5 protein-coding genes and 1 riboswitch are annotated in these 12,523 nt (G+C 62.8%); of the genes, 3 read left to right on the forward strand and 2 right to left on the reverse strand.

The features are described from left to right. Nucleotides 1-325 precede the first annotated feature (325 nt). Entirely contained in the window at nt 326-1,267 is a 942-nt protein-coding gene (locus tag GNZ12_RS08600; RefSeq protein ID WP_172309937.1) for an EamA family transporter, read from the forward strand. Nucleotides 1,268-1,407: 140 nt separating this feature from the next. Here GNZ12_RS08600 and GNZ12_RS08605 read toward each other — a convergent pair whose 3' ends face one another. Beyond that, the gene (locus tag GNZ12_RS08605; RefSeq protein ID WP_172309938.1) at nt 1,408-3,507 is read right to left on the reverse strand and encodes an NADPH-dependent 2,4-dienoyl-CoA reductase; all 2,100 of its coding nucleotides are present in this window, start codon (nt 3,505-3,507) and stop codon (nt 1,408-1,410) included. A 502-nt stretch (nt 3,508-4,009) separates the two neighbouring features. Further along, complete coding sequence (locus GNZ12_RS08610) at nt 4,010-4,870, reverse strand: spherulation-specific family 4 protein (RefSeq protein WP_172309939.1); 861 nt, start codon at nt 4,868-4,870, stop codon at nt 4,010-4,012. A 57-nt stretch (nt 4,871-4,927) separates the two neighbouring features. After that, nucleotides 4,928-5,007, reverse strand: a riboswitch (cyclic di-GMP riboswitch). 728 nt (nt 5,008-5,735) lie between these two features. On the opposite strand from GNZ12_RS08610, the gene GNZ12_RS08615 reads away from it, so the two are divergent. Both GNZ12_RS08615 and GNZ12_RS08620 read left to right on the forward strand, forming a co-directional pair. Continuing rightward, on the forward strand, nt 5,736-8,510 hold the full coding sequence (locus GNZ12_RS08615) for a polysaccharide deacetylase family protein (RefSeq protein ID WP_172309940.1): 2,775 nt from the start codon (nt 5,736-5,738) through the stop codon (nt 8,508-8,510). After that, nucleotides 8,500-12,492: a tetratricopeptide repeat protein gene (locus tag GNZ12_RS08620; RefSeq protein ID WP_172309941.1), complete on the forward strand. Its 3,993-nt coding sequence runs from the start codon at nt 8,500-8,502 to the stop codon at nt 12,490-12,492. Before GNZ12_RS08615 ends, GNZ12_RS08620 begins: the two co-directional genes overlap by 11 nt. The last annotated feature ends 31 nt before the right edge of the window (nt 12,493-12,523 follow it).

Raw genomic sequence — 12,523 nt, forward strand, 5'->3', positions numbered from 1 at the left:
GTCACGGGCGAGTCCAAAGCCGGGGAAACGTCCCCGGCTTTTTTGTTGCTGACACGCAAAAAGTTACGATTCTTTCAGACTGCGCGGTGGGTGCTTACTGCATAATGCGATGCGCGCCGAACCTTCGGCGCGTGTCAGCCGCGGATCGATTTCTATCGATCGCCGCGGCGTTGTGGCCCCATTGGCCATCTTTCGTCCTTCCGTTCCACCGACATGTCCGCCAGCCTCGCCCGTCAGACCGCATCGCCGATGCGGTGTCCGCCATCCCGATACAGGGTTTTCAGCGGGGGCGCAGCACCTCGAGCGGCATGGGTGGGTTGAACGCATGTCGCCGCAACTCCCCAGCCGCTTTTCGCGTAGTTTCCCGCGTGGTTTTCCGATCCGTTTGCCGCAGTCCCGCAATGGACAGATCGCGCTCGCGCTCGCCGTCGTCTATCTCGTGTGGGGCTCGACCTATCTCGCCGTGCACGTCGCGCTCGGTTCGTTTCCTCCCTTGCTGCTCTCGGGGCTGCGCAATCTGTTTGCCGGGATAGGTCTCTTCACCTTCGCGGCGCGCCGCAATCCGGTCTGGCCGAGCGCGGTTGAAATCCGCAATGCCGGTATTGTCGGCACGATGCTGGTCGGCTTGTCGAGCGGCATGCTGGCCTACGGCATGCGCACCGTCGGCACCGGCACCGCGGCCGTGATGGTCGCGACCGTGCCGCTGTTCGCGACGGTGATCGCGGCGGTGGCGGGGCGCAAGATCGGCAGAGGCGAGTGGTTCGCGGTCGGTCTCGGGCTGGTGGGCATCGCGATCCTGAGTCACGGCGACAGCGCGCCGGGATCCGCGGGCGGCAGCCTGGCGATCCTGTGTGGTGCGCTTTTCTGGGCCGGCGGCGCGCATCTCGCCGGGCGGCTGAAGCTGCCGTCGGACCTGTTCCTGTCGACCTCGCTGCAGATCGGCCTCGGCGGCGCGATGTCGACGATGGTCGCCCTGGTGACGGGCGAGCGGATGATGGAGGTGCATTTTCTGCCGGTGCTGGCCTTCGTCTACCTGATGCTGATCGGGACGATGACCGCCTATGTCGCGTACGGCTTTCTGATCCGGCATACGAGTCCGATCATCGCCAGCAGCTGCATGTACGTGAACCCGGTCGTCGCGGTGGCGCTCGGTGCGTTGTTGCTCGGCGAGCCGGTCACGCATTCGACCGTGATCGCGACGATCGTGATTCTGGCCAGCGTGGGCCTGTCGTTCTGGTTCGATTACCGGAAGAAGGGCCTCGCCTGAGGAGGGCGGCGGCTTGCTGTGTGCTGTCCGTCACACGCTCTACAGTTTTTGATTTCTGAGTTCCGCTGTTTCTGATCGTGGTGACTACTTTCGCTCGCCGCTGCTTCAGATCTCTGTGACCGCCTCGGCGCTCCGCCGCTTCAGAGCGCCGCCGCCACCTCCGCACCCTCGCGAATCGCGCGTTTCGCATCCAGTTCGGTCGCGACCTTTGCGCCACCGATCACGTGATAGCGCGGACCTTTCGCACCATTCGAGCCTTTAACACTGTTCGCGCTGCCGGCCCCATTCGCGCCGTTTGACCTATCCGCAGTTCGTGCCGCCGTCTCCGGAACCAGATTGCGCAACGATTCCTGCCCCGCGCACACGATGATCGTGTCCACGTCGAGCCATTCTTCGACACTTTCGCGCGCAATCTTCAAACCGCGTTCGCTGATTTCCAGATACGACACGCCGCCGAGCATCTTCACCCCGTTCCTTGCTAGCGTCGCGCGATGCACCCAGCCTGAGGTCTTGCCGAGCCCCATGCCGAGCTTGCCCGCCTTGCGCTGCAGCAACCAGATCTCGCGGAACGGCTGCACTGGCGCCGGCGGTTTCAAGCCACCGCGTTCCCGCACCGTGAGATCGACGCCCCATTCGTCGAGCCATGCTTCGCGCGGCATCGGCAGAGGATCGCCGGAACGATGCAGCAAAAATTCGCTGACATCGAAGCCGATACCGCCCGCACCGATCACCGCGACGCGGCGTCCCACCGGCGCACCGCGCAAGACGTCCACATAAGACAAAACGTTAGGTCCGTCGATGCCGGCAATCGCCGGGCTCCGCGGCACGATGCCCGTGGCGATGATCACGTCGTCGAAACCGCCTGCCGCGAGCAGCGCCGGATCGACGCGCGTATCCAGCCGCACGTCGACGCGATGCCGCTGCAACTGGCTCTGAAAATAGCGGATGGTTTCGCTGAACTCTTCCTTACCCGGCACGCGCATCGCCAGATTAAACTGACCGCCAATCGTTGCGCTCGCGTCGAATAACGTGACGCGGTGCCCGCGCGACGCCGCAACCGTCGCCGCGGAAAGTCCCGCCGGACCCGCGCCGACCACTGCAACCGAACGCGCTGCCTGCGCGCCTGAGACCGGCCGATAGACCAGCTCGGTCTCGCGTCCCGCACGCGGATTGACGAGGCAACTCGCACGCTGGTTCTTGAACGTGTGATCGAGGCAAGCCTGATTGCAGGCGATACAGGTGTTGATTTCGTGCGCGCGTCCCTCGGCGGTCTTCAGCACGAACTCGGGGTCGGCGAGGAGCGGCCGCGCCATCGACACCAGATCACCCGCTCCCTGAGCGAGCAGTTCTTCAGCGACCTCGGGCGTATTGATGCGGTTCGACACGATCACGGGCACCTTGACCGCAGCCTTCAGCCGCGCACTGAGCGCGGCGAAAGCAGCACGCGGCACCGAGGTCACGATGGTCGGCACCCGCGCTTCGTGCCAGCCGATTCCCGTGTTGAACATCGTTACGCCGGCGGCTTCGAGCGCCTGGGCGACCTGCACGGTTTCTTCCCAGGTGTTGCCGCCTTCGACCAGATCGATCAGCGAGAGCCGGTACACGACGATAAAGCGTTCGCCGCACGCCGCTCGCACATGTTCGACAATCTCGCGCGCGAGCCGCATACGGTTTTCGATGCTGCCGCCGTAGCGGTCGGTGCGATGGTTCGTGCGCGGACATAGGAACTGGTTGAGCAGATAGCCTTCGCTGCCCATGATCTCGATGCCGTCGTAACCGGCGCGTTGGGCGAGGCGCGCGCAGCGGGCATAGTCGCGCACGGTCCGCGCAATGCCGGCTTCGGTGAGCGCGCGCGGTTTGAACTTCGAGATTGGCGATTTGAGCGCTGACGCCGACACGACGAACGGCTGGTACCCATAGCGGCCCGCATGCAGGATCTGCAGCGCGATCTTGCCGCCTTCGGCGTGCACGGCCTCGGTCAGCAAGCGGTGATTACGCAGATCGAACACCGAGTTCAGCGTGCCGCCGAAGGGCAGCAACCAGCCTTGCCGGTTGGGCGAGATTCCGCCTGTGACGATCAGGCCGACGCCGCCTTTCGCGCGCTCACGGAAATAGGCGGCCAGTTTCGGGTAATTCCAGAAACGGTCTTCCATGCCGGTGTGCATCGAGCCCATTACCACGCGGTTGCGCAAGCGGGTGAAGCCGAGGTCGAGTTCAGCGAGTAAGTGGGGGTAGGGCATGCCGGGGACCGTGTAAGTATGGGTTGTGCGCGAACAATACACTGTGGAAGGGGCTTCGCCGCTGAGGGAAAATTCTAATCTGCGGTGGGGTGTTGGCGGGGCCCCATGTGTCTGTATGCCTACGGCGTTGGGCTTTTCTTGAGCTGTTTGCCTGCGCGGCGCTTTTTGTCTGTGTGCCTACGGCGTTGGCCTTTCCTTGGTTTCTTATTGGTTTATTAGCGTCGCCCCTGTGCGGGGCAGGCACCTACTTTTCTTTGCCGGCCGCAAAGAAAAGTAGGCAAAAGAAAGCGGCTCACACCGCTAGCTCATAAGCGGGTCTCCTGGCTTGGAGGGGGTAGTGGAGCATCTAGAATCCGTGCCCTCGCACATTCGGCGCCAGTGACAAGGCAGTCATACTTCCGGCGGCGCTGCGCGCGCCGACGCGGTATTCATCAACCGATCGCGGTGGTTTCGCTCTCGAATCTTTTCGTCGGTCCTGTGCTCGCGAGACCGTGTGCGGATTTTATGGCAGCGCCATTGCGTCGGACGTCTCGGCGCTCCAGTACGGCGGCAGCGCCTTGTAAGGATTCGACGCCCCCAGCGACGTGACGAACACCGCGCCCGCACCGTGCGCCGTCGCGTATTGCATGATCCCCGGCAACTGCGCAGCGCTCGCGCTATACACCATGTGAACAAAGCGGCTCTTCGGATAGCCTGCTTGCCAGCTCATCGGTTTGTAGCTCGCGTAGATCTTCGCACTGCTTTCAAATACGACGAACTGGTCAGCCGTCGGCAAACTCGCATAAAGCTCCGGAATGTTGGTGCCCGGATTGGCAGTTACCGAGTAGCTCGCGTTCAGCCCTTTGATGTAGTTGTAGATCGACTGGTAGAACTGGATATGAGAGATCGTGCTGTCGGACGTCATCTCGTCGATGAAGAATCCGTCGATCTTGTAGAGCGACACGTAGGCGTTGATATCGGTCACGACCGCGGAGAGTGGGCGCGTTCCGTACGAGGTGTGCACGTAGCCCAACACTTTGCCGCCTGCTGCGCGGACTTTGGCCACTGCGGCTGCGTAGTTTGGATCTTCCGTGACGCCCGGGCCGCTGTTCGGATTCAGAATGGCGGTGGTGGGCACCATGCGAGCCGTTGTCGCCAGGGCGTTCCAGTTCGCAACACTACTGGTTGCGTTGAAGTAGGAAGGCACAACAAGATCGACTGCGGCACTGCCCGCGAACGCCGTGCCATGCGCGCAAACTGCCAGCATGCATGCCAGCAATCTGGCTTTTTTTAGAAGCTTGCCGGTGTGAGCTGTGTGGTGGATTCCGTGAGCGGATTCCAAAGCGGCAACCTGCGCCGTGCGCGTTCCCCGAACCGTCTTCATTTAGCCTCCTGACACGGTTTTTTGATAACCGCTGTCGATTGGCCCGCCGTGGATAAGGCGGGCAACTGGCGAACTCCCGTAAGGGAGTCCCTATAGCTTTGCGTCGCCGGATCGCTCCGGGTTTGCCCAACCGTGCTAACGGCAATGCTGGCGATTTCTTTAGGGGCCGGCGAAGTTTTTACGACGCGCGGTTTCAAATCGAATGATCGCGTCAGTTTTCGTCATTGTTGTGGCACGGCACGAAGATCGTTTTGTTCGACCTGACTCCAGTGTGTTTTGGTCAGAACTATTAAGAACGGTCGGAAGCAGAACGAAAAAACACACGACTGTGCATTTCTCTTTAATTGATCAGACGATTTTACTATTCTGAATCGACGGCTGGCTTGAAATGCGCGCCGCGATGGTGGGAAATCGGGCCGATTGAACACCACATGTCGCAGTCGCGTCCGCTAGACGTCATGCCGGCGGTCCTGCCGCAAGCCAGCATTTCCACTTTTTGGCGATTTTCCAACACCTTGCAGAACCCCGACGGGCGCCAGATGCGGGTAACCGGGCGGAAATCGTTTGCGCATAGGCGCGCAATCGTTTGCAACGTGACTTAAAGGAAATGCGTTTTTCAATATTTAACACAGCCTATTTCGCCAATGCCTTAAGTTCCCTTGAGAGGCCACATTTCGTGCTATCTTTCACCGCCTTACGAGGCAAGCAAAAGAGAAATGTCGGTTTCGCGTTCCACACAACGGTCGCTTTACGTTGTGTAAATAATGCCATCGCGCCGGCTCGAAAATCGGTAAGCGGAACTTTTTTCTCCACCCTGGAGATTGCGCCGCTCGCCTTCAGAACAAAACGGGGAAAGATTGTGGCCATGAAGAAGCGGACCCGGGCACGCGCCGGCGGGAATTCTTGCGCGCTTGCTGACCGGGCAGGCGAGCGGCTTTTCACACGCACCCTTATCTCGATCGCGCTCAGCGCCGCGAGCGTGGCTCCGCTTTCGACGCATGCCGAAGTTGCACCGCAGCAGTCTGCCGTCGTGGCCACCAGCATTGCGTCGACACAGCCGAACCTCGCTTTTTTCTACGCGGCAAATCCCCCTGTTGGCGAACTGCAAGCATTCGATGCCGTCGTGATCGACCCCGCCACCGGCTTCGATCCGCTCGCTCATCCGTTGCGTCACACCGCCTGGATTGCACGCACCACGGGTGCTGAGTCTGCTCAATCGGCCGATGCCTTCGTCGCCAATCAGATCGATCCGCTGTGGCGGCGTGGTTATCGTGGTTTCCTGCTCGATACGCCCGCCGCGATTGCGGCTGCCGGACGCATCCATGAGGTTCATCCGGAGGCGCGCCTCGTCGCCGGCGGCGCCGACGTGTTGCGTATCGCGCTGCCGTATGCGGAGTCGCTCTACGCCGTGGTGGGCGATTCGCTGGTCCGCGGCCTCGACGATAGCGGCCGGCCGGTCGAAATCCCGGAACCGCTGCGTGCGGAACGCGTCGCAGCGGCTCGCGCATTCACGCGGCAAAGCGGTGTCGCGGTGGTGTCAGTGGAGTTTTGTGCCCGCAGCGACCGGCAGTGCGCCCGCGAGACGGCGGCGCAGGTCGTAGCGGCCGGCATAGTGCCTTACGTCACAAGCAGGGCACGCGATATCGTCGGTATCGGCAAGATCGAAGTGATGCCGCGCAAGATTCTCGTCGTGCAGGACCGTGATACCAAGGATCCGCTCGACCTGAGTGCCGGTGTGCGCGATCTGGCCATGCCGCTCAATTACATGGGATACGACGTCCAGTACGCCGATTTCTCGACGCGTTTGCCGGACGACATCACACCGGATCGCTACGCCGGTGTTGTCGCGTGGATCCAGCGCGGCGCCGTACCCGATCCGCAAGTCTGGCAACGCTGGGTCGCCGCTCGTATGGCGGACCACATTCCCGTCGCGTTTCTCGGGCAGTTCGGCTTTGATGCGGCCGGTTCGGGCGGCGCGGCGCTCGACCTGCAAGCCGTGACCGGCACGTTCGCCGCGCCAGTCACGGTGGTCAGGAGCGATCCCATGGTCGGCTTCGAAATCAGCCCGAAACCCGAGCCACGAGATCTGCAAGGCGTACGCGTCGGATCGCATAGCCAGTCTTTGCTGCGTGTGTCGGCTAACGGGGTGCTTCTCGATCAGGTCGCGTTGACGCCGTGGGGCGGTTACGCACTCAGTCCATACACGGTGGCGTCGCTCGACAGCATCGAGCAGGAACGCTGGGCCATTCAGCCGATCGCTTTCATGAAAGCGGCGCTGCATCTGCAGGACATGCCGTCGCCGAGCGTCACGACCGAAAATGGCCGCCGTCTGTTGATGTCGCACGTCGATGGCGACGGTTTCGCGTCGCGTGCCGAGTTCCCCGGTCCCGATTATTCGGGCGAAGCGCTGTATCAGCAGATTTTCAGCCGCTACCCGGTGCCGATGACGTTGTCGGTCATTGAAGGGGAGGTCGGTCCGAAGGGGCTGCATCCGGATATCTCGCCGCGTCTCGAAGAGATCGCCCGCAAGATGTTCGCGCTGCCGAACGTCGAGATCGGCACGCACACGTATTCGCATCCGTTCCAGTGGGAGCAGGTCGACAGCAAGACCGGCGCACAAGTGGACCGAGGAGGCGGCGATGCGGCGTTCTCGCTGAATATCCCGGGTTACCACTTCAATATCGATCGCGAGATCACCGGTTCGATCGACTACATCAACACGCGCCTCGCACCAATCGGCAAGAGGACCGTGCTGCTGCAATGGTCCGGCGATTGTCGGCCGCCGGGTTTCGTTGTGCGCAGGGTGTACGAAGCAGGCGTCTATAACTTCAACGGCGGCGATACCGTCATTACGAAGTCGGCGAACAGCTGGACCAATATCGCGCCGATCGGCGTCGACAAAGGTCCGGGCGCCTACCAGGTCTACGCGCCGAACCAGGACGAGAACGTCTACACGAACGACTGGCAAGGCCCTTTCTACGGTTTCACGCGCGTGCTCGAAACCTACGCGATGACGGACCGTCCGCTGCGTTTCAAGCCGATCGACATCTACTACCACATGTACAGCGGCACCAAGGTTGCGTCATTGCGTGCGCTCGACCAGATCTTTGCGACGGTGCTCAAGCAACCGGTGATGCCGGTGTATGTGACCGAATACATCCGCAAGGTGCTCGACTGGCGCTCATTCGCGGTAGCGAAAGAGGTCGGTCCGCATGCGAGTGACTGGATCGTGCGCGGCAACGGCGAAGTGCGGGAGTTGCACTGGCCGCAAGCCGCCACGCCGGCACTCGATACGGCAACGGGCCTGACGGGCTTCGCGGCTGGTCCCGACGGCACTTACATCCATATCGACGGCGGCAGCGCCCGCTTTGCAATCGGCGGCTCGGCAAGCGCGCCGTATATCGCGGAGGCCAACGGTTTTGTGCGCAACTTCAGGCGCACGCCGAACGGCATGCGTTTCGAGTTTGCCGGCCATTACCAGCCGTTCGTCAGGCTGGCGAACGCACAGTCGTGCACGATCAGCGTGAACAACCAACCGGTCGCCGCGCGCCGCGACGGCAATTTCCTGCGCTTCGATACCTCGGCGAGCGTCGGTGAAAAACTGAACTACACGTCTGTCGAGGCCGCCTGTGCTCGATAATCGCCCGCGCATCGCGCCCACCTGGCTGGTCTTGCTGCTCGCCGGTGTCGTGCTGATTACGCTCTACCTCGTGCATCCACGTGGCGGGTTGCGTAGCCGCATGACGTCGACGGACGCACCTAGCGATCTCAGCATCGCCTACCTCGAAGCATGGCTGCGTGTGCAGCCCAACAACACGGATATTCTGTCGGTACTCGGTACGCAGTACGTCCATCTGGGACGCACCGAGGATGCCCGCCGTATCGCCGCTCGCATGGAAGCCATTCCCACCGATGCTATGCGTCGTGCGGCGCAGTTGTTGCGTCTGACAGTCGATACTCGCGAAACCTTCGCGCTGCCCGCCAATGACCCCGGCCGCGACGCCGCGCTGGCTCGCTTGCGGATTCAACTTGCCAATGCGGCGACACTGTCCTGGTCGAATGCCGACCTGCAAATGCTGGCCGACGCGGCAGCCTCGGTCAATGCGCAACAGGTCGCCATGCAACTGTATGCGCGCCTGGCCGCCCAGGACCCCGCGCAGCAGGCGCACTGGAACCGCGAGGTAGTGCGCTATGCGATGTATGCGGGCGACTATCGCGGCGCGGCCGACGGCTGGTTCCGCCTGCAGGCGAACGCGACGACGTTTGACGCGCAGCGCCGCTGCTTTATCGAAGGCATTCGTGCGTTGCAATCCGGCAATCTTCTCAACGACGCATTGGCCGCCGCCGATCAGCACGGTGCGGCGTTTGCCCACGATCACGAGACGCTTATCGTGCTGCTGAATCTGGCGCGTGCAGCCCATCGTCCGGATCTTGTGGACCGCTACGCGAAAGCGCTGGCCGGCTACGCGCAGGCACAGCCCGATGACAACGCCGCGTTGCGGCTGGTCGCTTTCATCCGGCAACGCGCGCTGCACGACCGGGATCGAGGGCAGTACGCGTACATGGACGGCCCGCAAGCCGGGCCCCGCATGGCCATGCGGATCGGCACGCGCGGCTGGGGGGATGCGCACGTGGTACGGGTGACGGCGTCAGTTTCGAGTCCCGCCTCGGCAGCAAGCGCGGTCGCTGCGTCGAGCGCCCCTGCAGCTTCAACTCCGGCAGCCGCCTCGAACCCCGGCGCCGTTGCGACGAACGACGTCTCCCGCCTTCTGTATCAGTCGTTCCTCGAATCGAGCGATTTGCCGAACGCGCAGCGGGTGGCCACGGAACAGGTCCAGAAGAATCCGAACTCGCCGGTCTGGACCAAACGTCTCGCCCAGGTCGCCGAATGGAACCACGCGTCGCCGCTCGCGCTGCAGATGTGGCTCGCCTACGCGCAGGCCACGCACGACCCGGAAGGCTGGAAAAACGTGATGCGCCTCGCGCCGATGCTGAATGACGACAATGCCTATCTCGCGGCGTTGATCCAGGCATCGAATGCGTCGCCCGGCGATCTGAAGCTGATTGACGCGGTGGTCGCGGCCTATGAACGTCTCGGCCGTCCGGACGACGCGCTAACTTTCCTGAGCAGCCGTCAACGAAATTCGCAGGCCGAAGCAATCGACTCGCGAATCGGCTTGCTCGCCGAGCGGGCCGGCCATGACGACGAAGCGCTCGCCTACAACCGCAAACTGAACCAGTTGTATCCGGACAATGCGCAATACGCGTTGCGCACGGCGAGCCTGCTGTACCGTCACGGCGACTACGAGGGTGCGCTCGGCACGCTGCTCGCCGCGCGTCACGGCGCGAAAGACGACGACGTGCTGTTCTGGCGCAATGCCGCGCAACTCGCCCGTCTTCTGCAACGCGACGACATTGCGAACGATGCCTACAAGCATCTGCTCACAAGCGGCCACGCAACGCCCGAAGACCTCAGCGCGATGACGTACTTCTACGACGCGTATCCGATCGACGCCGGCCGTACCGCCGAGTTGCAGTATCGTCGCGATCAGTCTCCGCATGCCCTGCAGGAGGCCATCCACTACTACACGGATGCGGAGCAGTTCGAGCGCATCGCCGCGCTGCTGCAAGACCTGACGCCCGAGCAATTGGCGGCTGCCGAAAAGGACCCGGGCTTTCTGCGTGTGCGGGCCGAATACTATCGCCAGACCGATCGTCCGTTCGACGCGCTGCACGACCTGCAGATCGCGGTGACGCTGCCTGGCGCGACACTCGATCTGCGCGCGGCGCTCCTCTGGACACTGGTCGACTACGGCAGCGAAGCCCAACTGCGCAACGCCGTGTCCGAGTGGCGCGATGCACCCGCGCAGGCGCCGGTACTGTGGGGACCGCTGGCGGCTGCCGAGATGCGCTTGAACCGGCCCGAAGCCGCGCTGAAGTATTTGCGTCTGCAAGCGGCCGCGATGTCGCGTGATCCGCTCTGGCAACTGACCTATGCCGAAGCGCAGGAGATGGCCGGCCGCAGCGATCTGGCGTGGTCTATCCGGCGCAATGTCTGGCGCCAGATGCAGCAGGACGAGGCGGCGATCCGCGACAAGACTCCTGAAGGTCAAGCGGCGCTGTGCACGCGCGCATCGCAGGACGGCGAAGTGCGCGAGCAGATGCTCGGCCGTCGCGTCACGCTCGCGTCGATCTTCGAAAACGCGGACGTCTCGAAGGCTTTTCTCAACGATCTGCTCGCGAGCGAGGCTGGCCGCAACGACCACACCGCTGCGCGCCGCACCTTGCTCGGCGATGCGCCCGGTCTGCCGCCCGCGCAATCCGCGCCGGCAAAACCGGCCGGAACGCAGCAGGAGCAGGCGCGCCTGACGTCGTCGGTGGCCAAGGATGTGGCCCTCGCGTGGGCGATGTCACATGAAGCGAATCCGTTGGCCAAGCGCTGGCTGGCGCGTCAGTACGCGTCGGTTCTGGTGCAGCCGTCCGAACAGCTGATTGCGATCGCGCTCGCGGACAATGACAAGTCCGCGATGGAGCGTCTGCTTGATCAGCAAGGGGCGCGCTTGCCGCTCTACAACAGGATCGATGCATCGGTCGTGGTCGATCGCCCGGGTGCGGCTGAAGATCTCGCGTTCCAGGGACTCGAAGGCGCACCCTACGATTCGGAACTGCATGCCCGTTTGCAGCAGACCGCGTTGACGTGGCCGCAGTCGCTCGACGCGACGGTGACCAACTACGTCGAACATCCGCTCGATTACGTCGAACAGACGCTCGCAGGGAGCATCAAGGTCGCCGATCTGTACATGATCGGCGTGACCGGCACGCAACGCTTCCAGCATTCGACGGATTCAGCGCAGTTGACCAACGTGCCGTCGGTAGACCGCGGGGTGGACTTTTTCGCGCGGCGTCAAACGTACGATTCTGCCTTCACGGTGACAGCGGGCCGACGCGAAGCGCTCGACAGCTTTTACAGCGTGTCGGTGGGTGCCGAGTGGGGCCTGAACTCGGCGTTGTCGGCGGCGCTCAAGGCCGGCCGCAATCAGACGGCGCGCGAATCGCAGGCGCTGCAAGTGGGCGGCATGAAGGACAACGTCATCGGCACGGTGACGTACCGCATGACGCAGCATCTGTATGCAACGGGGACTGTCGAAGCCGATCGTTTCTATAGCCAGGCGCGTAACTACCTGGGCAGCGGCGTGCTGTCGAGCGGCGAGGTCGGCTACAAGATCCGCACCGGCTATCCCGACTACACCGTACGGCTGATCGGCGTGCACGGCGACTACAGTGCGAACGGCCAGGCCGATGGCCTGATCTCACAACTGATTCCGGCGAGCGCCGGTCCGGTCACCGCATCCAGCTTCGTGCCGCAGACGTATTCGCAGTACGGGCTTTTCTTCGGTTTCGGCAACGATCTGCTCGATCAGTACACGCGTGCGTGGCGGCCGTTCCTCGACCTCGGCATTTTGCACGACTCGTTCCAGGGCTGGGGGCCGGAAATCAGCCTCGGTCTCGCCGGCACGGTGTTCGGCGGCGATCACGCGGCGCTCTTTTTCTCGCATCAGCGCGTGTCGCGTCTCGGCACGCCGGTAACCCAGGTCGGCGCGCGTTACAGCTGGTTTTATTGAATCGAATTTCGAATCCATCCAAGGAGAATTC

This window comes from Paraburkholderia solitsugae, from assembly GCF_013177695.1.
Taxonomy (GTDB): Bacteria; Pseudomonadota; Gammaproteobacteria; order Burkholderiales; family Burkholderiaceae; genus Paraburkholderia; species Paraburkholderia solitsugae.